The organism is Streptomyces sp. NPDC052225 (assembly GCF_040679615.1).
Lineage (GTDB): Bacteria > Actinomycetota > Actinomycetes > Streptomycetales > Streptomycetaceae > Streptomyces.
On sequence record NZ_JBFAVD010000009.1, the window covers coordinates 184238 to 206775 of the forward strand.

A 22538-nucleotide genomic window follows, 5' to 3' on the forward strand; every position below is an offset into this window, starting at 1 on the left:
AGCGTCAACGCGCGCCGGCCCCCGCCGGGTTCGCCCCAGGGCGTACGGGCGGTGCGCACGAACAGGGAACGGAGGGAGGCGGGGAGGACTCGGGTGGGCGCCCCGGTCGTGGTTCGCATCATGCCGATGGCCCCCTAGGTCGTGTCCGCACAGTCCCAGTTCAGCGCGGTCACCGGTCGGCCCGGCGGCCGCACTGATTCTGTCGACCGCCTGCCCCGATCGGACCAGATCAACGAGATTCCTCACCCGAACGAGTGAGGGGCGCATCCGGTGTTCCGGATGCGCCCCTCACCTGGGACTACGTGCGACGTGGCGCGACGCTCACGCGCCGCGCAGCACCGCGCCCGTCCGCTCGGCGGCGAGTGCCACCGCGGCGTCACGGGCGGCGGACGCCTCGTCGACGGTCAGCGTGCGGTCGCCGGCCCGGAAGCGCAGCGCGTACGCGAGCGACTTCTTGCCGTCGCCGAGCTGCTCGGCGTTCTCGTACACGTCGAACAGGCGCAGCGACTCCAGGAGTTCACCTGCGCCTTCGCGCAGCACCTTCTCGACCTCGGCGGCCGGGACGGTCTTGTCGACGACGAGTGCGACGTCCTGCGTGGCGACGGGGAACGTGGAGATCCGCGGCGCCTGCACCGCGCCCGTGGACGCCTGCTCGATGAGGTCGAGCTCGATCTCCATGGCACAGGTGCGCTCGGGCAGGTGCATCGCCTTGACGACGCGCGGGTGCAGCTCACCGGCGTGGCCGACGAGCGTGTCGCCCGCGTACAGGGCGGCGCAGCGGCCCGGGTGCCACGGCTCGTGCTGGTCGGCGCGGACCGTCAGCTCGACCCCGGCCTCGGCGGCCACGGCACGGGCCGCCTCGATGGCGTCCGCCCAGGTCGCCGGGGTGCCCTTGCCCCACCAGCCGGCCTGCTCGCGGGCGCCCGCGAGGACGACGGCGACGCGGCGCGGCTGGCGCGGCAGCGCGCTGGTGAGCTCCGCGATCTCCTCGTCGGTGGGCCTGCGGTCCACCGGGAGGCGCACGGCCTTGTGCTCGTGGCCGGTCGGCCGGAAGACGAGGCCCGTCTCGAAGAGCGCGAGGTCGTGGCTGCCGCGTCCGTCGTTGCGGCGCAGCGCGCCGAGCAGGCCCGGCAGCAGCGTCGTACGGAGCGAGGGCTCCTCGTCGGAGAGCGGGTTGACCAGCTCGACGGTGACGCGGCGCGGGTCGTCCTTGTCCAGGCCCAGCTGATCGAGGACGGCCTGCCCGATGAACGGGTAGTTCAGCGCCTCGACATAACCGGCACCGGCGAGCGCCCGGCCCACGCGGCGGTGCAGCCGCTGCCGGTCGGTCAGACCACGGCCGGCCGGGGGCTTCGGCAGGGTCGAGGGCAGGTTCTCGTAGCCCTCGAGCCGGATGACCTCTTCGGCCAGGTCGTTCGGGTCGGTCAGGTCGGGGCGCCAGGACGGCACCGTGACGACCAGCTCGTCCTGCCCGTAGACGTCGCAGCCGACTTCCTGGAGGCGCCGCACGACGGTCTCGCGGCCGTACGCGACGCCCGCGACCTTGTCCGGGTGGTCGGCCGGGATGCTGATGGTGCGCGGGGCACCCGGCGCGATGACCTCGGTGACGCCCTCGTCCGCGGTACCGCCGGCGAGCAGCACGAGGAGGTCGACGACGCGCTGCGCGGCGGCCGACGTGGCCTGCGGGTCGACACCGCGCTCGTAGCGCTTGGACGCCTCGGAGGTCAGCTTGTGGCGGCGCGCGGTGCGGGCGATCGTGATCGCGTCGAAGTGCGCCGCCTCGACGACGACGTCGGTCGTGCCGGCGTCCGCGTCGTGGTCGGCGATCTCCGTGTTGGCACCGCCCATGACACCCGCGAGACCGATCGGACCGCGGTCGTCGACGATGACCAGGTCCTCCGCGTCGAGCTTGCGCTTGACGCCGTCGAGCGTGGTGATCTGCTCGCCCTGCTGCGCCCGGCGCACGCCGATGGCGCCCTGGACGAGCGAACGGTCGTACGTGTGCAGGGGCTGGCCCAGCTCCAGCATCACGTAGTTCGCGACGTCGACGGCGAGCGAGATCGGGCGCATGCCGGCCTTCTGCAGACGGCGCTGGAGCCAGATCGGCGAGCGGGCCTCGGGGCTCAGACCGGAGACGGTGCGCGCGGTGAAGCGGTCGCAGCCGATGGGGTCGGAGACGCGGACCGGGAAGCCGTTCGCGTTCGGCGCCGGGACGTCGAGGAGCGCCGGGTCGCGCAGCGGAAGCCCGTATGCGATGGCGGTCTCGCGGGCGATGCCGCGCATCGACAGGCAGTAGCCGCGGTCGGGCGTGACGGCGATGTCGAGGACCTCGTCGACCAGCTCGAGCAGCTCGATGGCGTCGGTGCCGGCCTCGTGCTCCGGCGGCAGCACGATGATGCCGTGCGTGCCGTCGTCGCCCATGCCGAGCTCGTCGGTCGAGCAGATCATGCCGTGCGACGTCCTGCCGTACGTCTTGCGCGCGGCGATCGCGAAGCCGCCGGGCAGCTCGGCGCCGGGCAGCACGACGACGACCTTGTCGCCGACCTGGAAGTTCCGGGCGCCGCAGACGATCTCCTGCGGCTCGCCGGTGCCGTTGGCCTGGCCGACGTCGACCGTGCAGAAGCGGATCGGCTTCTTGAAGCCCTCGAGCTCCTCGATCGTCAGCACCTGGCCGACGACCAGGGGGCCCTTGATGTCGGCGCCGAGCTGCTCGACGGTCTCGACCTCAAGTCCTACGCCGACGAGCTTGGCCTGCACGTCGCGGCCGGTCTCAGTGGCGGGGAGGTCGACGTACTCCCGCAGCCAGGAAAGCGGGACCCGCATCAGATCTCCATCCCGAAAGGCCGGGTGAACCGGACGTCACCCTCGACCATGTCTCGCATGTCTTCGACGTTGTGGCGGAACATCAGCATCCGCTCGATGCCGAACCCGAAGGCGAATCCGCTGTACTTCTCGGGGTCGACACCGCACGCGGTGAGCACGCGCGGGTTGACCATGCCGCAGCCGCCCAGCTCGATCCAGCCCTCGCTGCCGCAGGTGCGGCACGGACGGTCCGGGTTGCCGACGGACTCGCCGCGGCAGACGTAGCAGACCATGTCCATCTCGGCGGACGGCTCGGTGAACGGGAAGTAGTTGGGGCGCAGTCGCGTCTTCATGTCGTCGCCGAAGAGCGCCCTGACCATGTGGTCGAGGGTGCCCTTCAGGTCGGCCATGGTCAGGCCCTCGTCGATCGCGAGCAGCTCGATCTGGTGGAAGACCGGGGTGTGCGTGGCGTCGAGCTCGTCGGTGCGGAAGACGCGGCCGGGGCAGACGATGTAGACGGGCGGCTCACGGTCGAGCAGCGCGCGCGCCTGCACCGGGGACGTGTGCGTGCGCAGCACGACGCCGGACTCGTCGCCGACGGTCTTCTCGCGGCCCTCGGGACCGGCGACGAAGAACGTGTCCTGCATCTGCCGCGCCGGGTGGTCCGGCGTGAAGTTCAGGGCGTCGAAGTTGAACCACTCGGCCTCGACCTCGGGGCCCTCGGCGATCTCGTATCCCATGGACACGAAGACGTCCGCGACGCGCTCCATCATGGTCGTCAGCGGGTGGCGGGCGCCGGCCGGCGTGCGGTCGTAGGGCAGCGTGACGTCCACGGCCTCCTCGACCAGGACGCGCGCGTCGCGCTCGGCCTCCAGCTCGGCCTGGCGGGCGGCGAGGCCCCGGCCGACGGCGGCGCGGGCCTGGCCCACGCGCTTGCCGGCCTCGGCCTTGGCCTGCGGCGGCAGCGCGCCGATCTCGCGGTTGGCGAGCGACAGCGGCGACGTGCCGCCGGCGTGCGCGACCTTGGCGGCCTGAAGCGCGTCGAGCGAGTCCGCTGCGGCGAAGGCGGCGAGCGCCTCGTCCCGCATGCGCTCGATCTCTTCCGGTTTCAGTGCCTCGACCTCGACAGGGTCGTACGACTTGTTCGGTGCCGACATCTCTTCCCGTGCTTCCGGTTGGCTGGCGGATGGCCCCGTCTACGACTCGTCCCGAATCCGACGACGAACCGTCCCTGACGTGGAGACGCAATGTGCCAAAGGACGAGTCTAACGGGGGTGAGGTGTGCGATTGCGCCCGTGGGGCCCGTGCGCTCAGCTGGTGAGATACGCCGGGGTGGCCACGGGCAACGTAAATCGGAACTCGGCGCCGCCGCCGGGCGCTCGGCCCACCGTGATGGTGCCGCCGTGGGCCTCGACGATGCCCTTGACGATGTAGAGGCCCAGGCCCGTGCCGCCGCGCTTGCTGCCCCGCCAGAAGCGGGTGAAGACGCGGTTCATGGACTCCTCCGGGATGCCGGGGCCTTCGTCGCTCACGGTGACCGACGTGCCGAGGGGCTCGGCCCGCTCGATGTCGATCGTGACAGTTCCCTCGCCGTGGCGCACCGCGTTTTCCAGCAGGTTGCTCAGGATCTGGTCGACCTTGTCGGGGTCGGCCCACAGGTCGGGCAGCGGCTGCGTGACGCGCAGCAGGAACCGGTCGGCCGCCTGGCCCGAGGCGACGTGCGCCTGGATGTGCCGGGAGACGGCAGCGGCGATGTCGACGGGCTGGCGCCGCACTTCGAGGCGCCCGGAGTCGATCCGGGAGATGTCGAGCAGCTCGGCGATCAGCCGGGTGACGCGATTGGCGTCGGCGTCGACGGTCTCCAGCATCAGCCGCTTCTGCTCGTCGGTGAACCGTTCCCACTTCGCGAGCAGCGTCGCGGTGAAGCCCTTCACGGAGGTCAGCGGCGAGCGCAGTTCGTGGGCGACGGTGGCGATCAGCTCGGCGTGGCTGCGCTCGGTGCGGCGCCGGGCCTCGGTGTCGCGGACCGAGACGACGACGCGGCGCACGGGCCCGGTGGGGCGGCTGCGGACGTAGCGCGCGGTGACGAGGACTTCGCGGCCGCCCGGCAGGAGCAGGTTCCGCTCGGGCTGTCCGACGCGGGTGGCGAGTCCGCCGTAGGGGTCGGTCAGCTGCCACCAGCGGCGGCCTTCGAGGTCCTCCAGGGGCAGCGCCCGCTCCAGCGGGGCGCCGAGGGCCCGGGGTGCGGGGACGGCGGTGATGCGCTCGGCGGCGCGGTTGAAGCAGACGACGCGGCCGCTCTCGTCGGCGACGACGAGTCCGTCGGGGAGGTCGTCGGGGTGGACACCGAGCCCGGCGAGGTCGTCGGGTCCGCACCGGGGCGCGGCAGGGACCGACGGTCCCTGCGCTCCTCGTGAGCTGCTCGTGCCGACGACGCTCATCTCCCCGTATCCCACCTCTCGCCCCTATCCAGGGACAGGCCCGAGGTGGTCACCCTACTAGCTGGGCGTGACGGAACGGCACCCTCCGGGGGCGCGCTGGGCCCGTGCGGAGGCGTACAGGCACACGGCGGCCGCCGTCGCGAGGTTGAGGCTCTCGGCCTTGCCGTGGATGGGGACGCGCACGACGGCGTCCGCGAGCGCGCGGGTCTCCTCCGGGAGCCCCCACGCCTCGTTGCCGAAGACCCAGGCGGTCGGGGTGCCCATGGTGCCCTTGTCGAGTTCGTCGTCGAGGTCGTCGTCCCCGGCGCCGTCGGCGGCGAGGATGCGTACACCCGCGCCCTTGAGCCCCGCGACGGCCTGCTCGACGGGCACGCCCACGGCGACCGGCAGGTGGAACAGGGAGCCGACCGAGGCGCGGACGGCCTTCGGGTTGTACAGGTCGACGGAGGCGTCGGTCAGCACGACGGCCTCGGCCCCGGCGGCGTCGGCGCAGCGCAGCACGGTGCCCGCGTTCCCGGGGTCGCGCACATGGGCCAGGACGGCGACGAGCTGGGGCCGCGCGGCGAGGATCTCCTCGAAGGGCACGTCCAGGAACCGGCAGACGCCGACGACGCCCTGCGGGGTCACGGTCGTGGAGATCTCCGCGATGACGCTCTCGTCGGCGAGGTGCACCCGGGCGCCGGCCTCGCGCGCCTCGCCCACGATGTCGGCGTAGCGCTCCGCGGCCTCGACGGTCGCGAACATCTCCACGAGCCCGCCGTGCGCGGCGGCCTCCCGCACGGCCTGCGGCCCCTCGGCGAGGAACAGCTGCTCCTTCCCCCGGAAGTTCCGCTTCCCGAGCCGCCGGGCGGCGGACACACGGGACGATTTGGGAGAGATCAGCTCAGGAACAGCAACCATGGAACTCACCTGGGGAGAAAGTGCCCCGTAAGGGGCGCGGGGAACTGCGCGACCGGCCACAACCGGTCCGCACACGGCACACAACAGACGACGGCAGATGCGACGCCGAACGCATTCGGACCCGCAAGCAGCAAGCTTGCGGGTCCGAATAACCGGCTCAGCGGAGCGATCAGGCCGCAGCCTTGGGCGCGTTGACGTCAGCCGGCAGCGCCTTCTGCGCAACCTCGACCAGCGCGGCGAACGCGTTGGAGTCGTTGACGGCGAGCTCCGCGAGGATCTTGCGGTCCACCTCGATGTTGGCGGCCTTCAGACCCTGGATGAGGCGGTTGTACGTCATGCCGTTCTGGCGGGCAGCGGCGTTGATGCGCTGGATCCACAGCTGACGGAAGTCGCCCTTGCGCTTCTTGCGGTCGTTGTAGTTGTAGACCAGGGAGTGGGTGACCTGCTCCTTGGCCTTGCGGTACAGACGCGAACGCTGACCGCGGTAGCCGCTGGCCTGCTCGAGGATCGCCCGACGCTTCTTGTGCGCGTTGACTGCGCGCTTGACGCGTGCCACTTGTTAACTCCTTGTAGCGGGGTCGGGGTTGACGTCACCCGACCCAAGTTCGTATGGGTCCCGGTCGTGCTGACGTAGTGGCGCCTGGGCGCCGTACGTCACTTGCCGAGAAGCTTCTTGATCTTCGCGGCGTCGCCCGGGGCCATCTCGGCGTTGCCGGTGAGGCGGCGCGTCACGCGGGACGACTTGTGCTCGAGCAGGTGGCGCTTGCCGGCGCGCTCACGGAGCACCTTGCCGGAGCCGGTGATCTTGAAGCGCTTGCTGGCACCGCTGTGCGACTTGTTCTTCGGCATAGCGCCGTTCTCTCCTCGTCAGTGGCGTTCCCGGCCGGTCCGTGCCTCAGGCGCGAACCGGCCGTGGGGGAACGTCAGTTGTGTCAGTTGGGTGTCCGAGGCGTACAGGCTGCACGCCGCCGGATCATGCCTCGGCCGGAGCCTCGGCGGGGGCCTCGGTGTCGACCTCGGCCTCGACCTCGACCTCGTCCGACTCCGCCGCGTTCTGCGACTTGCCGGGGTTGGCCTTCGCGTCGGCCTTGCGGGCGGCCTGGGCCTCCCGGGCCTCGGCCATGGCTTCGGTCTTCTTCTTGTGCGGACCGAGAACCATGATCATGTTTCGGCCGTCCTGCTTCGGGTTCGACTCGATGAACCCGAGGTCTTCGACGTCGTTCGCGAGACGCTGCAGCAGTCGGTAGCCGAGCTCCGGCCGGGACTGCTCGCGACCACGGAACATGATCGTGATCTTGACCTTGTCGCCCTGCTTGAGGAACCGAACGACGTGACCCTTCTTGGTGTCATAGTCGTGCGGGTCGATCTTCGGCCGGAGCTTCATCTCCTTGATGACCGTGTGCGCCTGGTTCTTGCGCGCCTCACGGGCCTTCATGGCCGACTCGTACTTGAACTTCCCGTAGTCCATGAGCTTGCAGACGGGCGGACGGGCGTTCGCCGCCACCTCGACCAGGTCGAGGTCGTACTCCTGAGCAAGCTCAAGGGCCTTGGCAAGCGGAACAATCCCGACCTGCTCGCCGCTGGGACCGACAAGTCGCACTTCGGGAACGCGAATCCGGTCGTTGATGCGGGGCTCGGCGCTGATGGATCCTCCTCGGTAGCACCACACGACGGCCTGGCGGGCCGCCGCGTAACGTCTCGTTACGTAGTACCAACCGCTCCAGCGCACAAAAAATGCCCCGGACGGTACACATCGCGGGACTCCGAGAACTACCGGAGCACCGCCACGGTGAACCGCGGGGCGCATCATCGGACGGTTCCATCGTCCGTACGGAACGATGGGGACCATCTGACCGGTGACCCACCGCCCTAGCCGGGCGGTCAGGTGGGAGATCGGAGCCTCCACTTGTGGGCCAGTCGCTCTGTCCAAGGGACAGGGGCGTCCGGCCGGTCGTTACACAAGGTTAGCAGCACTTGGGGGGTGCGCCCAACCGAGTGGACGGCGGCTTATCGTGGGGCCCATGAGTGACGCGACCCCCGCAACCGAAACCCCTGACTACGACGCGCTGACCCGCGACATCGCCGAGGTGCCCGCCGTCGAGGTCATCGTGACGGTCGCGGTGAACCTGATGAGCGCCGCCGCGGTGAAGCTCGGCCTCACCGAGGAGGGCGACGCCCACAAGGACCTCGACGAGGCCCGCAAGCTGATCCACGCCCTGGCCGGTCTGCTCGACGGCAGCGCCACGGAGATCTCGTCCTTCCACGCGGCGCCGCTGCGCGACGGCCTGAAGTCGCTCCAGCTCGCTTTCCGCGAGGCGTCGATCGTGCCGGACGAGCCGGGCCAGGGCCCGGGCGAGAAGTACACGGGCGCCATCTACGGCTGACCCGCTGGTTCAGCCTCGTACGTACAAGGGCTCGCCGGGAGGCGTGGCGTCGGCCGGCAGGAGTGCCAGGTCGAGGCCGCGCACCAGGCGGGCCCGCAGTGTTTCGTCGGCCGCGATGCGGCGGGCGAGCGCCTGGGCGGTGACCGAGGGGTCGGCGGCCGGGTCGAGGACGAGGGCGAGGACGCCGTCCGCCTGGCCGGGGCCCAGGTAGGCGCGGGCCACCGCGGGTTCCGCGGCGACGGCCGTGCGCACCGCGTCGGTGACGGCCGGGTCCGCGAGGGGGTCGGTGCTGGTGCGGCCCTCCGCGAGGGCGTAGAGGGCGGCGCCCGTGATCTCGTACGGGACCGGGCCCGCGAGGTCGAGGACGACGGTGTCGGCCTGCTCGTGGGCGGCGGCCTGGAGCGCCTGGTGGAGGGGGACGGCGACCGGGCGGGCCTCGGGGTCCCACAGGGCGAGGGACGCGGTCGACGTGAAGGCGGGGAGGGCCTTGCGGTCGCCCGCCTTGAGGGTCGGCACCGCCATGTCGGAGGTCTTCTCGCGGCGAAGGCCGTTCTCGTCCTCCTCGACTTCGCCGAGCACGGCGACGACGGGGACGAGGAGCCGGGCGCCCTTGAGGGCCTCCAGGACCGGGCCGTGGGCCGTGCGGTCGGCCGACCACGCGGCCAGGGCCTCGGCGAGGCGGGGGTCCGCGGTGCCGTCGTCGTCGGAGAAGCCGGGGTCGGGAATGTTCTTGTTCGCCACGTTCACCGACCCTACCGAGCGCGGCCGCCCGTGTTCTCAGCGGACCCTGAGGTCCTGCTCATGGTGGACACAGAGCCGGGTCCGAGCATCTCCGTATGCCTCCGAAGCCCCGCCGCCGGCGCCCTCTCGTGTACGCGGCCGTCGCCTCCGCCATGCTCGTCTCCGGGACCGCCGCCACTACGGTCCACGTGAAGGCGCAGGCGCACGACGCGACTTGCGCTGGTGTCGCACATCACGTCCGCCGAGGGGGATTCGTCCGTGTCACCGTCCGCTTCTTCTTCGCCGACCGCGGATCTCGACGCGCTGCTCGCGAAGGCCGTGGAGTCAGCCGCCGCCGGGCACGGCGGGGACGTGTCCGTGGCGGTCCTGGAGGTGGACTCCGGGGCGCGCGCCTCGTACGCGTCGGGCGGGGGGACGTACGACACCGCGAGCATCGTGAAGGTCGACGTCCTCGCCGCGCTGCTGGTGCGGGCGCAGGACGCGGGGCGGGAGCTGACCGCGCAGGAGAAGACGTACGCGACCGCGATGATCGAGAACAGCGACAACGCGTCGACGACCGAGTTGTGGAACGCCATCGGGCGGGCCGACGGGCTCGACGCGGCGAACGAGCGGCTCGGGCTGACCGGGACGACCGGTGGGGACGGGCCGCTGTGGGGGCTCACGCAGACGACGTCCGAGGACCAACTCGTCCTGCTCAAGCAGGTGTTCGGGGTCGGCCACGCTCTCGTGCTGGACGAGGAGTCGCGCGCGTACGTGCGGGAGCTGATGGGGAACGTCGAGTCCGGCCAGACGTGGGGGGTGTCCGCGGCCGGTGACGCGGACACGGCCGAGCTGAAGAACGGGTGGCTTCAGCGGAGCACGACCGGGCTGTGGGTCATCAACAGCGTGGGGCGGGTGAGCGTGGACGGGAAGCGGTACCTGGTGGCCGTCGTCTCGAACGGGAGCGCCACCAAAGACGCGGGGATCTCGCTGGTGGAAGACGTGGCGAAGGCCGCCGTGCGGACGGTCAGCGCCGGCGGCTGAGACGGTGGCCGCGCCACAGGTGGACGGCCGCGCCGAGCAGCAGGACGCCGAGGCCGCCCGCGACCGGGCCGACCCAGGCCGCGGGGCCCTCGTCGCGCGGGTCGTCGGGGCCCGCGCCGAAGTACTTCTTGCCGTACGCCGTCGAGGTCAGGCCCTGCGGTTTCAGTTTCGCGGCGGCGGTGATCGCGGCGGCCGGGTCGATGAGGCCGTAGCCGCGTGAGTCGTCGCGGCCGCCGGCGGGCGGGTCCTGGGCGGTGTCCTCGACGAGCTTCTTGATCTGGGCGGGGCTCAGTCCGGGGTGGGCGGCGCGGATCAGGGCGACGGCGCCGGAGACGAACGCGGAGGCGGCGCTGGTGCCCCAGGCCGAGTAGTACTTGCGGTCGGGGTCGGCGGTGACGATGCCGCGGCCGGGGGCGGCGACGGAGGCGTACCAGCGGCGGGTGGAGAAGGAGGCGCGGGTGCCGGCCGCGTCGACGGCGGTGGCCGTGATGACGCCGGGGTAGGCGGCCGGGTAGGAGATGTGGTCGCCCTTCTCGCCGCCGTTGCCCGCGGAGGCGACGACGGAGACACCTTTCTTCAGGGCGTACTGGATGGCCGCGTCCTCGCCGGCCTCGGGGTGGGCGGTGTCGGAGTCGTCGCCGAGCGAGAGGTTGATGACGTCGGCGCCGTGGTCCGCGGCCCAGCGGATGCCCTCCGCGAGGGCGTTGCCGCGGGTCTCGCGGGCCTTGGCGCGGGACGGGTCGCCGTCCTCCAGGATCACGCGGACGGGCAGGATCTTCGCCTCCGGGGCGACGCCCATCACGCCGTCGCCGCCGCCCTGGCCGTGTCCGTGGCCCGCGATGATGCCGGCGATGGCGGTGCCGTGGCGGGCCCAGGGCCGGTCGCCGCGCCCGGCGCCGAAGCCGACGAGGTCCTTGCCCGTGAGGACGTTGCCCTTCAGGTCGGGGTGCTGGTCGTCGACACCGGTGTCCAGGACGGCGACCGTGATCCCCTTGCCCTTGGTCGTGCGCCACGCCTCCTGGGTGTGCATCGCGGTGAGGCCCCACTGCTGGGCGCGGACCGAGTCGGCGTGGGCGGCGGTCGACGGGAGCAGGGCGAGGGCCGCGGCGCCGGCGACCCCGGCGAACCCGGCGATCGTGCGGTGGTGCTTCATGACGGCTGCTCCGTGGACTTCTGTACGGCCTTGCGCAGGCTCCGTTCGACGCGGTCGGCGATGCCCTGCGCCTCGTGGCCGAGTCCGGCCTGGGCGGGGGCGGTCGTGGCGCCCGCCTTCATCGCGTCGGCGGCGGGCTCCGGGTCGGCGACGGTGCGGCCGTCGGCGAAGCCGGAGACGGCGTAGACGACGACGGGGGCGTCGGTGAGGACGTCGATCGTCCAGGACGCGCGCTGGGCGTCTCCGAAGCCCGCGGCGGCGGTGCCCTGGGCGGCGTACGGGCGCGGCATGAGGTCGGTGCGCCGGTCGAGGCCCTGCTCGGTGAAGCGGGTGCGCAGCGCCTGGCTGGCCTCGGCGTCGGCGCGCGTGAACATCAGGCCGACGGTGGTGACGTTGGACTGCGTGGCGTCCGTGTACGTGGCGCGCAGGAGGCGCAGGCAGCCCGCCGGGCGCAGCGCCTTGCGGAGCAGCGGGTCGAACGCGCCCTTGCAGCCGCTGTCGGGGGCGACGGCGATCCGGGTCCAGGTGCGGTCGGCTCCGCCGGGGCCCGCGCCCTCGCCCTTGAGAGTGGGCGGGAAGAGCCGGTCGACGGGTATGCCGTGCCACAGTTCGCCGGCCGCGTGGTAGGCGCTGTGCGCGGAGGCGGGGTCGTCGCCGCCGTCGCCGGCGAGCAGGGAGCCGGTGGCGGCGCCGCCGATGAGGCCGAGGCCGAGCACGAGGCAGGCCGCGGCGGCCGCCGCGCGGGGCCGCAGGCGGGAGCCGACGGGGCGCAGGCGGGTGGTGCTGTCGTCGTAGTGCTCGGGGCGGGCGAACGTGACGAAGGGCCTGCCGGCGGTTTCGGGGTGGGGGGTGAGGTCGACGGCGCCGATCGGCCTTCGGGGGGCTGACGTCGGTGCGGGTGGGACGGGGCGGAGGCGGGTGGTGGTCTCGGTGGGGGGTGCCTCCGGGGGGAGGGGGATCGAACTCGCCTTCGCGCCGTTGCCGGTCGAGGTGGTGTTCGCGGGTGCGGACTTCGTGTCGTTGCTCGCGCCGTTCCTCGCGCCCCTTTGGGGCGGCGGTGTGTCCGGGAAGCGTGAAGAGGGGGACGGCGGGGGCGGCGTCGCCGGCAACGGGGGTGTGCCGGAGGGGAGTTGGGGGGCAGGGGCGTGGGTGGGGCGGGGCGGGACACGTCGGGCTTCCGTGCTCATGCCTCCCCGTTTCCTCGAGCCTGCGTCGCGTCACTCTAACGGGCCCGCCCGGCAACAGGGGGAACGAGCCCGCACCCGCGGCCGATCTGCCCGTATCGTCCCTCTACCCTGCGGTAATCGGGTCTGGCAGGCTTCGGACATGACACCGCGCGCCGCCGACCGTGCCCGTTACGACCGGGCCACCGCACACCTCGACGCCCCTGTGGCGATCGTGGATCTGGACGCCTTCGACGCCAACGCCGACGATCTCGTACGCCGGGCCGGCGGGAAGCCGGTCCGGGTCGCGAGCAAGTCGGTGCGGTGCCGGGCCCTGCTGGAGCGGGTCCTCGCCCGTGACGGGTTCGCCGGGATCATGTCGTTCACGCTGGCGGAGTCGATCTGGCTGGCGCGCTCCGGGTTCGAGGACATCCTGCTCGCGTACCCGTCGGCGGACCGGGCCGGTTTCGCCGAGCTGGCGCACGACCCGAAGCTGGCCGCCGCCGTGACGGTGATGGTCGACGACCCGGCGCAGCTGCGGCTGATCGACGACGCCCGGGACGGCGGCACCGAGGAGATCCGGGTCTGCCTGGAGCTCGACACGTCGTGGCAGGTGCTGGGCGGGCGGGTCAGGATCGGCGCGCTGCGCTCCCCGCTGCGCACGCCGTCCCAACTCGCCGATCTGGCGCGGGCGGTGGTCCGCGCGCCCGGGTTCCGGCTCGTGGGGATCATGGCGTACGAGGGTCATGTGGCCGGGGTCGGGGACGCGCTCGCGGGGCGTCCGGTGCGCTCGCGGGCGATCCGGCTGATGCAGGCCGCGGCGCGCAAGGAGCTGGCGGTGCGGCGCGGCGAGGTGGTGCGGGCCGTGCGGGCGGTGGCGCCGGACCTGGAGTTCGTGAACGGCGGCGGCACGGGCAGCGTGCAGCACACGGCCGCCGAGGACGCGGTGACGGAGATCGCCGCAGGGTCGGGGCTGTACGTCCCGCGGCTCTTCGACAACTACACGTCGTTCAGCGGACGTCCGGCCGCGCTGTTCGCACAGCCGGTGGTGCGCCGCCCGGGGGTGGGCGTGGTGACCGTGCTCGGCGGCGGGTATCCGGCGTCGGGCGCTCCCGGCCCGGACCGGCTGCCGGTGCCGTATCTCCCGGAGGGGCTGCGCTACGACGCCCAGGAGGGGCCGGGCGAGGTGCAGACGCCGCTGCTCGGCGCGGCCGCCGACGATCTGCTCCTCGGCGACAAGGTGTGGTTCCGGCACGCGAAGGCCGGTGAACTGTGCGAGCGGTTCGAGGTGTTGCACCTGATCGAGGGCGACGCGGTGACCGGGACGGTGCCCACGTATCGCGGCGAGGGCTACACGTTCCTCTAGCTCTTACGTGCTGGGGCCGATGCTGCTGCCCACTCCCCCGCCGCCCGAGCCGCCCACGGGGCGGATCCCCTTGACGATCTTGTCGAGGTCGGAGAGCGGGGGTGCGGCGTCGCTCGCGTCGAGGGTGCAGCGCACGGCGACCAGCGCTTCGGAGCCGACGCTGGAGGGGAAGACCACCGACTGCACATAGCCGCCGGGGCCCTCGGCGGTCGTGACCTTCCAGCGCACGAGGTAGCCGGCCCGGCCCGCGACCGCCAACTGCCGCGCTGCGACGACCTTGTGGCCGGTGATGCCGCCGAAGGGCCGCTCCCCGATCGCGTTCTTGTCGTACGCGAGGTCGGCGGCGTCGGAGACGTCCTTCTTGGCGAGGACCTCGGGATCGGTCTCGTCGGTGTTGGTGACGGTGTGCGTGGAGACGGTGCCGCGCCGGCACAGGCCGTCGTCGTACGGGCAGTCGTAGGTGCGCGGCGTGGTGATGAGGGTGTACTCGTCGGCGACGGTCTCGGCTTTCTGCCAGCCGTCGACGACGGGCAGTGTGATGCCGTTGAGCGGATCGGTGACGCGGCGGGCGTCCTCGGTCGGGGACGGCGCGGGGGCGCTGCTCGATGCCGCGGAGGAGGACTGGGCCAGTTCCGAAGGCACCCCGGTGCGCGCCTCGGGCCCGCCGGAGTCGCCGTTCACGAGGAGGACGACCCCGGTGACGACGGCCGCGACGAGCACGAGGCCCGCGGCGGCGAGGGCGACGATCCTGCCGCCCCGCGAGGGGCCGGCCGCCACCGGTACGTGCGGCTGCCTGCGGTGGGGGGTCCACGCGGCCCCGTCCCACCAGCGTTCGGTGGACGGGGCCTTGGGGTCCGGGTACCAGCCGGGCGGCGGCGTCATGCTCATGCGGGCACTGTAGGCCGCACCCGGCTCACGCGTACACGCGGTCGGTACCCGGGATCAGTACACGGTGTCCGTCTGATCGGGCACGACCGAACCGTCGTCCCTCAGGAGCGGTCCGAAGCCGCCTTCGGGCTTGTTGTACGCGGCCGTCGAGCACGGATAGGGGGACGCCTTCCTCGGCAGCGGCTCGATGAACATCGGGTTGGCGACCCAGCGTCCGTCGGCGTTGTCATAGGCGCGGCACATGATCTCGTTCTTGTTCCGGTTGAGGACGAGGTGGGCGCCGGTCGCGTCGCCGACGAAGGTCACGTCGGTGTCGGCGTCACCGCCGCCGAGCGCGATCCGCTTGCCCGGGCGCTGCTTCTCCCAGGCCGACGTGCCCTTCACATGGAAGATGTCCTGGTTGACCCAGCAGCGCTTGCCGTCGATGTACGGGATGGCCTCGCCCTGGGTGCGGCCGACGCCGCCGCAGCCTTCGTTGTACGTCGTGATGCGGCCCTCGGCGTCGAGGACGGACCGGATCGCGATGGTGTGCGCCCGGTCGATGCCGACGCCGCGGGACCACACCTCGGTCACCGGCTCGGATCCGGCGGACACGATGTAGACGTCGAAGCCGGCCTTCTGCAACGTACGGATGAGGTCGCGCTGCTGGTCGTAGTAGCGGACGTAGCCGGGGATGGTGTGCGTGCCCAGCTTCTGGGTCGCGCCGACCGGCGCGGCGAGGGCCTCGGTGCGGGCCGCGGCCGCGTACGACTCCAGCTCGGGGACCGTGTGGCCGGCGAACAGCTGGGGCACCCAGGCGTACTGGGGCACCGTGCGGCGGTGGTTCCAGTCGCCCGCGAAGGCGGCGGCGCCGCTCATGGTCCTGCCCGACTCACGGATGTTGAAGATCTCGTCCGTGCAGTCGGTGTCGGTGGAGGTGGGCAGCGGCGATCCGACGGGGACGGCGGTGCCGCAGGCGGCCGTGAGCGCCTTGTCGGCGTCGTCGGTCATCCACTTGCTGGTCTTCTTCCAGCTCGCGGGCCGCAGGATCTTGTCGTGCTTCAGCGACCAGGCGATGGTCGCGTCGGTGACGTCGTTCTTGGAGACGGTGTTGTCCCAGTCGAACGCGGCGACGGGGCGGGGGCCGTGGTGACCGTGGCAGGTCCCGCGTTCGTCGATCATGCGCTGGAGCTGGGCCCGGTTCTGCCCGTACCACGGCAGCTCCTGCGAGAGCTGCGGGCACTTTCCGGAGGTCGGGGACGCGGACGTGGCGGCGGCCGCAGGAGAGACGAGAGCCGCGGTCACCAGGACGGTGACCACGGCTGAGGTCCACGCGGCAACATCTCTGTTACGCATGTGAAGGGACCGTACACCCGGTTGTCGCGTCCCCTACAGAGGCGTGACGTACGCGCCCGAAATCCCGCCGTCGACAAGGAAGTCGGTGGCGTTGACGAAGGAGGAGTCGTCGCTGGCCAGGAAGGCGACGGCGGCCGCGATCTCGTCGGCCTCGGCGAACCGGCCGACCGGAATGTGCACCAGGCGGCGCGCCGCCCGCTCCGGGTCCTTGGCGAACAGCTCCTGGAGCAGCGGGGTGTTGACCGGGCCGGGGCACAGGGCGTTGACGCGGATGCCCTCGCGGGCGAACTGCACGCCCAGTTCACGGGACATGGCGAGGACGCCGCCCTTGGACGCGGTGTACGAGATCTGCGAGGTGGCCGCGCCCATCCGCGCCACGAACGACGCGGTGTTGATGATCGAACCCTTGCCCTGCTGCCGCATGTAGGGGATCGCGGCCTTGCAACACAGGTACACGGAGGTGAGGTTGACCTCCTGGACGCGCTTCCACGCCTCCAGGCCCGTGTCGAGGATGGAGTCGTCGTCGGGCGGCGAGATGCCGGCGTTGTTGAAGGCGATGTCGACGCTGCCGTAGGTGTCGAAGGCCGTCTTGAAGAGGGCCTCGACCTGTTCGGCGTCGGTGACGTCGACCTGGACGAAGATCCCTCCGGCCTCCTCGGCGGCCTTCTTGCCCGCGGTGGCGTCGATGTCGCCGCAGACGACGTGGGCGCCCTCGGCGGCGAGGCGGCGGGCGGTCGCGAGGCCGATACCGCTGCCGGCGCCGGTGATGACGGCGGTGCGGCCGACGAGGCGGCGGCAGATGCTGTTCTCTTCGGTCACTGTGCGGGGCCCTCCGTGCTTTCCGTGCGTTCGGTGCTTTCCGTGCTGATGAAGACGTTCTTGGTCTCGGTGAAGGCGGTCAGGGCGTCGGGGCCGAGCTCACGGCCGAGCCCGGACTGCTTGTAGCCGCCGAACGGTGTCCAATAGCGCACGCTGGAATGGGAGTTGACGGACAGGTTGCCCGCGCGGACGGCTCCGGACATGCGCAGGGCGCGGCCCAGGTCGCGGGTCCAGATGGATCCCGAGAGGCCGTACGGGGTGTCGTTGGCGAGGCGGATCGCGTCGGCCTCGTCGGAGAACGGGAGCAGGACGGCGACCGGGCCGAAGATCTCCTCGACGGCGGCGCGCCCGTCCGGCGCCTCGCCCGTCAGTACGGTCGGCGGGAACCAGAAGCCGGGCCCGGTCGGGGCGCTGCCGCGGATCGCCGGCGCGTCGCCGGACACGAAGTGCCGTACCCGGTCCAGCTGCTGACGGGAGATCAGCGGGCCCATCTGTGTCTTCTCGTCCAGCGGGTCGCCGACCACGACGGCTCCGATCGCGTCCGTGAGATACGCGACGGCCTCCTCGTACACGGACTCCTGGACGAGGACGCGGGTGCGGGCGCAGCAGTCCTGTCCGGAGTTGTCGAGGAAGGAGAACGGGTCGAGGGCCCGGGTGAGGTCGGCGTCGGCGAAGACGATGTTCGGGCTCTTGCCGCCCAGTTCGAGGGTGACGGGCTTGGCCTGTTCGGCGCAGCGGCGCATGACGTCGCGGCCGGTGCGCGTGGAGCCGGTGAAGACGACCTTCGCGACGTCGGGGTGGTCGACGAGGGCGCGGCCCGCGTGGGCGCCGTAGCCGGGCAGAACCTGGAAGAGGTGCTCGGGAAGGCCCGCGTCCAGGGCGAGTTCGGCCAGGCGCAGGGCGGTGAGCGGGGTCGTCTCGGCGGGCTTGAGGACGACCGCGTTGCCTGCCGCGAGGGCGGGGGCCGTGCCCCAGGCGGCGATCGGCATCGGGAAGTTCCAGGGGGCGATGACGCCGACGACGCCGAGCGGCTCGTGGAAGGTGACGTTCCAGCCGCCGGGCGCGGGGATCTGCGCCCCGTTGAGGCGTTCGGCGCCGCCGGCCGCGTACAGGAGCAGGTCCCGTACGTTGCCGGCCTCCCAGCGCGCGTTGCCGATGAGGTGTCCGGCCTCGCGGACCTCCAACTGGGCGAGTTCTTCCGCGTGCCGGTCGACGGTGTCGGCGAAGCGGCGCAGCAGGCGGGCGCGGTCGGCGGGTGCCGCGGCGGCCCAGCCGCGCTGCGCCTCCACGGCGCGGCGCACGGCACGGTCGACGTCGCCCGCGTCGGCGGCGGGGACGGTGGCGACGACGTCCTCGGTGGCCGGGTTGAGGACGGTGAGGGTGGTCGGGTCGGTGGGGGGTGCGGTGCTCAGGTCGGTCTCCCAGTCGGGCGCGAGCGGGGTCACGGGGTCACAGCCTTTCGAAGCCTCGGCGAAGCTCCCAGTCGGTGACTGCGGCGTCGAACGCGTCCAGTTCGACGCGCGCCAGATTGCGGTAGTGGGCGACGACCTCGTCCCCGAACGCGGCCTTCGCGATCGGGCTGTTCTCCCAGAGCTCGGCGGCCTCGCGCAGGGTGGAGGGGACGTGCTCGTACCCGGCGGTGTACGCGTTCCCCGCGCAGGCGTCCGGGAGTTCGAGCTTGTGCTCCACGCCGTACAGGCCCGCCGCGACCATGCCGGCGACGGCGAGGTGCGGGTTGACGTCGCCGCCGGGGAGCCGGTTCTCGAAGCGGAGCGAGCGGCCGTGGCCGACGACGCGCAGCGCGCACGTGCGGTTGTCGTGGCCCCAGGCGACGGCGGTGGGCGCGAAGGAGCCCGGCTGGAAGCGCTTGTAGCTGTTGATGTTCGGCGCGTAGAGCAGGGAGAAGTCGCGCAGCGCGGCGAGCTGGCCGGCGAGGAAGTGCCGCATGAGCTCGGTCATCCCCTCGGGACCGGACATCGCGCCCGCGCCGTCCGCGTCCGTGAGCGAGAGGTGGATGTGGCAGGAGTTGCCCTCGCGCTCGTTGTACTTCGCCATGAAGGTGAGCGAGACACCGTCCTGCGCGGCGATCTCCTTGGCGCCCGTCTTGTAGACGGCGTGCTGGTCGCAGGTGACGAGCGCCTCGTCGTAGCGGAAGACGATCTCGTGCTGGCCGGGGTTGCACTCGCCCTTGGCCGACTCGACGGTGAGGCCCGCGCCCGCCATCTCGTTGCGGATGCGGCGCAGCAGCGGCTCGATGCGGCCGGTGCCGAGGACGGAGTAGTCGATGTTGTACTGATTCGCGGGCGTGAGGCCGCGGTAGTTCGCGTCCCAGGCCTGCTCGTACGTGTCCTTGAAGACGATGAACTCCAGCTCCGTGCCGACCTGGGCGGTCAGGCCCAGCTCGGCGAGCCGCTCCAGCTGGCGACGGAGGATCTGGCGGGGCGCGGCGACGACGGGCGAGCCGTCCTCCCAGGCGAGGTCGGCGATGAGCATCGCGGTGCCCGCGTTCCAGGGGACGCGGCGCAGGGTGGACAGGTCGGGGTGCATCGCGAAGTCCCCGTAGCCGCGGTCCCAGGAGGACATCGCGTAGCCGTCGACCGTGTTCATCTCGGTGTCGACGGCGAGGAGGTAGTTGCAGCCCTCGGTGCCGTGGTGGAGGACCTCGTCGAGGAAGAACCGGGCGGCGAAGCGCTTGCCCTGGAGGCGGCCTTGCATGTCGGGGAAGGCCAGGACGACGGTGTCGATCTCGCCGCCCGCGACGAGGGCGTGCAGCTCCTCGACGGCGAGCGGGGGTGTGCGGTCTGCCACGGGAAATCCTCCTAGGCCCTGGGGTCCCTTGGGTCAGCCGAGAGCCATAAGGTATTGCCGAGAACCTTTGCTTGGGAAGGGGGTTGGGCCAGATGTCGCACACGGACGACGCGGGGGGCCTCGCCACGGTGCTGCGCCCGGTCCGGGCGGGCAACGGCTTCGAGGAGGCGCTGGAGCAGATCCTCCAGGTGGTCAGGCTCGGCCTGGTGCCCGGGGGTGAACGGCTGCCGTCCGAGCGGGAGTTGGCGGACCGGCTCGGCATCAGCCGGGTCACGCTGCGCGAGGTTCTGAAGGTACTTCAGGACCAGGGCCTGGTGGCGTCGCGGCGCGGCCGGTACGGCGGCACGTTCGTCGTGCCGCGCACGGCGACGCCCGGCGAGGACGAGCTGCGCCGCCGTCTGGCGGACGTGGACGTGGAGGACGCGCTGCGCTTCCGCGAGGTCCTCGAGGTGGGGGCCGCGGGGCTGTGCGCGTCCCACGGGCTCGACGCGGCACCGGCCGCACGGCTGCGCGCCGCGCTCGCCGACACGCACGACGCCCCGCTCGACGCCTACCGCCGCCGGGACACCCGGCTGCACCTCACCCTCGCGGAGCTGTCCGGGTCACCGACGCTGGCGGCGCAGTACGCGGCGGTGCGCGCCACGATCAACGAACTCCTCGACTGCATCCCGCTGTTGGTACGGAACCTGGAGCATTCGCAGCGCCAGCACACCGCCCTGGTGGACGCTGTGCTCGACGGGGACGCGGACGGGGCGCGGGAGATGATGCGGGAGCACTGCGCGGGCACGGCGGCGCTGCTGCGCGGCTTTCTCACGTAGCGCCCCGCAAAAGGTCTTCCCCCATTCCATTGACCTTTCTCTTGGCCGTGCCCACATGCTGAACGTGTCGGTGTGCCGGGCGGCGGTCTCGTACGCTCTGAGCCCCCGGACCGAGAAGGATCACGCCATGGTGAGCAGGCCGCTGATCGGCATCAGCACCTACCTGGAGGACCGTGCCCGTTGGGGCGTGTGGGAGCTGCCCGCCGCCCTCCTCCCGGTCGGCTATCCGCGGCTCGTGCAGGAGTCCGGCGGGCTCGCCGCGATGGTGCCGCCGGACGACCCGAAGCACGCTCCCTCCGTGGTGGCGCGGCTCGACGGGGTGATCGTCGCGGGCGGCCCCGACGTGGAGCCGTCGCGGTACGGGGCCGAGCGCGATCCGCGTACGGGACCCGCGGCAACGGAGCGCGACACGTGGGAACTCGCCCTGATCCGGGCCGCGTTGACGTCCGGGACGCCACTGCTCGGCATCTGTCGCGGCATGCAGCTCCTGAACGTGGCGCTGGGCGGCACCCTCACGCAGCACATCGACGGTCACGTGAAGGAGGTCGGCACGTTCGGCCGGCACACGGTCACGTCGGTGCCCGGCACGCGGTACGGGGAGCTCGTCCCCGAGCCCTCCGACGTGCCGACCTACCACCATCAGGCGGTGGACCGTCTCGGCAAGGGCCTCGTGGCGTCGGCCCACGCGGCGGACGGCACGGTCGAGGCGGTGGAACTGCCCGGCATGTCCTGGGTGATCGGGGTCCAGTGGCACCCCGAGATGGGCGAGGACACGAGGGTCACACAGGGCTTGGTACGGGCGGCGTCGGCCCCGCACGGCTTCTGATCCAAGCCTTGCGACGAACGACAAGCGGGACCACATCAAGCCCCTGCGGCGATTGAGCAGCGGGGTCCGGGGCAGAGCCCCGCGACCTCAGCGAGATCGCCGCTCAACCCGACCGGGTCAACGACAACAGATCCCGCGCAGGCCCCGTCGGCAGATGCCCCGCAGGCCACACAGCCCGAAGATCCCGGCTCAGCCGAACCCCCTCCAGCGGAACCTGCACCAGCCGACGAGACGCCAGCTCCTCCCCCACCGCCAACTCACTGAGCACAGAAGGCCCGGCCCCGCTGACCGCCGCCGCCTTCACCGCGGTCGTCGACGACAGCTCGATCAACGGCCGCGCGAGCCCGCCGAGCGCGGCGTCGAGCACCTGCCGCGTCCCCGACCCCTCCTCGCGAAGGATCAGCGGCGTCGCCGCCAGCTCGTCCGCGAGCAGCGGCCGCCGGCGCCGCGACCACGGGTGTCCCGGCGCGGCCACCACGATGAGGCTGTCCTGCGCGATGACCGCCGAGTCGAGACCGGCCGGCACGGAGACTCCCTCCACGAACCCCAGGTCCGCGTCGCCCGACAGCAGCCGTTCGCCGACGGTCGCCGAGTTCCCGGCGAGCAGCGACACCGCGGTGTCAGGACGCTCGGCCCGCAGGGCGATGAGCCAGCGCGGCAGCAGGTACTCGGCGATCGTCATGCTCGCCGCGACCCGCAGCCGGGAGTCCCGCCGGACGCGCAGCGCCTGCGCGCCGGCGTCGAACTCCTCCGCGGCGTCCACGATCCGCCGCGCCCAGTCGGTGACGAGCGCGCCCGTGTCGGTGAGCCGCGAACCGCGCGGCGACCGGTCGACGAGGGCGAGGCCGAGCTGTCGCTCCATGGAGCGGATGCGGCTGCTGGCGGCGGGCTGGGTGATGCCGAGTTCGCGGGCTGCCGCGCCGAGACTGCCCAGGCGGGCGACGGCGAGCAGCAGCTCGAGGGCGCCGAGGTCGGGCACCCGGTGCGCGAGCGCCCCGGGCACCGTCGGGTCCGTCTCCGTACGCTCCTTGCTCATAAAGTCAGCTTATGCCCCCATAGCGACAACGTCCC

At 72.2% G+C, this 22538-nt stretch carries 21 protein-coding genes; 5 read left to right on the forward strand and 16 right to left on the reverse strand.

Annotation, left to right across the window (positions count from 1 at the left end):
- Positions 1–321: 321 nt before the first annotated feature.
- From pheT to infC, 7 genes are all read right to left on the reverse strand, one after another.
- A complete protein-coding gene (gene pheT, locus AB0L37_RS16365; RefSeq protein WP_365504968.1) occupies positions 322–2823 on the reverse strand; it encodes a phenylalanine--tRNA ligase subunit beta in 2502 nt (833 codons plus the stop codon).
- The gene (gene pheS / locus AB0L37_RS16370; protein WP_365504970.1) at positions 2823–3959 is read right to left on the reverse strand and encodes a phenylalanine--tRNA ligase subunit alpha; all 1137 of its coding nucleotides are present in this window, start codon (positions 3957–3959) and stop codon (positions 2823–2825) included. The genes pheT and pheS overlap by 1 nt, the downstream gene beginning before the upstream one ends.
- A gap of 153 nt (positions 3960–4112) precedes the next feature.
- Positions 4113–5243: an ATP-binding protein gene (locus AB0L37_RS16375; RefSeq protein WP_365504972.1), complete on the reverse strand. Its 1131-nt coding sequence runs from the start codon at positions 5241–5243 to the stop codon at positions 4113–4115.
- A 57-nt stretch (positions 5244–5300) separates the two neighbouring features.
- Positions 5301–6143, reverse strand: coding sequence for an RNA methyltransferase (locus AB0L37_RS16380; RefSeq protein ID WP_365504974.1), 843 nt, complete (start codon positions 6141–6143; stop codon positions 5301–5303).
- A 169-nt stretch (positions 6144–6312) separates the two neighbouring features.
- Entirely contained in the window at positions 6313–6699 is a 387-nt protein-coding gene (gene rplT, locus AB0L37_RS16385) for a 50S ribosomal protein L20 (protein WP_189976603.1), read from the reverse strand.
- A 98-nt stretch (positions 6700–6797) separates the two neighbouring features.
- Positions 6798–6992 carry a 50S ribosomal protein L35 gene (rpmI, locus tag AB0L37_RS16390; protein ID WP_003977225.1) on the reverse strand — a complete coding sequence of 65 codons (195 nt, stop codon included), beginning with the start codon at positions 6990–6992 and terminating at the stop codon, positions 6798–6800.
- A gap of 124 nt (positions 6993–7116) precedes the next feature.
- A complete protein-coding gene (infC, locus tag AB0L37_RS16395; protein WP_365505101.1) occupies positions 7117–7812 on the reverse strand; it encodes a translation initiation factor IF-3 in 696 nt (231 codons plus the stop codon).
- 352 nt (positions 7813–8164) lie between these two features.
- On the opposite strand from infC, the gene AB0L37_RS16400 reads away from it, so the two are divergent.
- Entirely contained in the window at positions 8165–8527 is a 363-nt protein-coding gene (locus AB0L37_RS16400) for a DUF1844 domain-containing protein (RefSeq protein WP_338694621.1), read from the forward strand.
- 9 nt (positions 8528–8536) lie between these two features.
- Here the strand turns inward: AB0L37_RS16400 and AB0L37_RS16405 are convergent, their stop codons facing one another.
- Positions 8537–9268 carry an SseB family protein gene (locus tag AB0L37_RS16405; protein WP_365504977.1) on the reverse strand — a complete coding sequence of 244 codons (732 nt, stop codon included), beginning with the start codon at positions 9266–9268 and terminating at the stop codon, positions 8537–8539.
- Positions 9269–9526: 258 nt separating this feature from the next.
- Between AB0L37_RS16405 and AB0L37_RS16410 the strand changes: the two genes are divergently transcribed.
- Positions 9527–10291 (forward strand): serine hydrolase, encoded by a 765-nt coding sequence (locus AB0L37_RS16410; protein ID WP_365504979.1) that lies wholly within the window; start codon positions 9527–9529, stop codon positions 10289–10291.
- On the opposite strand, the gene mycP is transcribed toward AB0L37_RS16410, so the two are convergent.
- Positions 10275–11444: a type VII secretion-associated serine protease mycosin gene (mycP, locus tag AB0L37_RS16415; protein ID WP_365504981.1), complete on the reverse strand. Its 1170-nt coding sequence runs from the start codon at positions 11442–11444 to the stop codon at positions 10275–10277. The genes AB0L37_RS16410 and mycP overlap by 17 nt on opposite strands.
- Positions 11441–12631, reverse strand: coding sequence for a hypothetical protein (locus tag AB0L37_RS16420; RefSeq protein ID WP_365504983.1), 1191 nt, complete (start codon positions 12629–12631; stop codon positions 11441–11443). The genes mycP and AB0L37_RS16420 overlap by 4 nt, the downstream gene beginning before the upstream one ends.
- A gap of 139 nt (positions 12632–12770) precedes the next feature.
- Between AB0L37_RS16420 and AB0L37_RS16425 the strand changes: the two genes are divergently transcribed.
- Positions 12771–13973: an amino acid deaminase/aldolase gene (locus AB0L37_RS16425; RefSeq protein WP_365504985.1), complete on the forward strand. Its 1203-nt coding sequence runs from the start codon at positions 12771–12773 to the stop codon at positions 13971–13973.
- Between the two features lie 3 nt (positions 13974–13976).
- On the opposite strand, the gene AB0L37_RS16430 is transcribed toward AB0L37_RS16425, so the two are convergent.
- The 5 genes from AB0L37_RS16430 to AB0L37_RS16450 are packed head-to-tail and all read right to left on the reverse strand — an operon-like array spanning position 13977 to position 19823.
- Positions 13977–14861: a DUF2510 domain-containing protein gene (locus tag AB0L37_RS16430; RefSeq protein WP_365504987.1), complete on the reverse strand. Its 885-nt coding sequence runs from the start codon at positions 14859–14861 to the stop codon at positions 13977–13979.
- A gap of 54 nt (positions 14862–14915) precedes the next feature.
- A complete protein-coding gene (locus AB0L37_RS16435; RefSeq protein ID WP_365504989.1) occupies positions 14916–16196 on the reverse strand; it encodes a haloacid dehalogenase-like hydrolase in 1281 nt (426 codons plus the stop codon).
- Positions 16197–16229: 33 nt separating this feature from the next.
- Positions 16230–17015 carry a 3-oxoacyl-ACP reductase gene (locus AB0L37_RS16440; RefSeq protein ID WP_365504991.1) on the reverse strand — a complete coding sequence of 262 codons (786 nt, stop codon included), beginning with the start codon at positions 17013–17015 and terminating at the stop codon, positions 16230–16232.
- Positions 17012–18427 (reverse strand): aldehyde dehydrogenase family protein, encoded by a 1416-nt coding sequence (locus AB0L37_RS16445; protein ID WP_365505103.1) that lies wholly within the window; start codon positions 18425–18427, stop codon positions 17012–17014. The genes AB0L37_RS16440 and AB0L37_RS16445 overlap by 4 nt, the downstream gene beginning before the upstream one ends.
- Positions 18428–18464: 37 nt before the next feature.
- Complete coding sequence (locus AB0L37_RS16450; RefSeq protein WP_365504993.1) at positions 18465–19823, reverse strand: glutamine synthetase family protein; 1359 nt, start codon at positions 19821–19823, stop codon at positions 18465–18467.
- A 92-nt stretch (positions 19824–19915) separates the two neighbouring features.
- On the opposite strand from AB0L37_RS16450, the gene AB0L37_RS16455 reads away from it, so the two are divergent.
- Positions 19916–20641, forward strand: coding sequence for an FCD domain-containing protein (locus AB0L37_RS16455; RefSeq protein WP_365504995.1), 726 nt, complete (start codon positions 19916–19918; stop codon positions 20639–20641).
- A 130-nt stretch (positions 20642–20771) separates the two neighbouring features.
- On the forward strand, positions 20772–21467 hold the full coding sequence (locus AB0L37_RS16460; protein WP_365505105.1) for a gamma-glutamyl-gamma-aminobutyrate hydrolase family protein: 696 nt from the start codon (positions 20772–20774) through the stop codon (positions 21465–21467).
- A gap of 103 nt (positions 21468–21570) precedes the next feature.
- Here the strand turns inward: AB0L37_RS16460 and AB0L37_RS16465 are convergent, their stop codons facing one another.
- Positions 21571–22503 carry a LysR family transcriptional regulator gene (locus AB0L37_RS16465; RefSeq protein ID WP_365504997.1) on the reverse strand — a complete coding sequence of 311 codons (933 nt, stop codon included), beginning with the start codon at positions 22501–22503 and terminating at the stop codon, positions 21571–21573.
- Positions 22504–22538 lie beyond the last annotated feature (35 nt).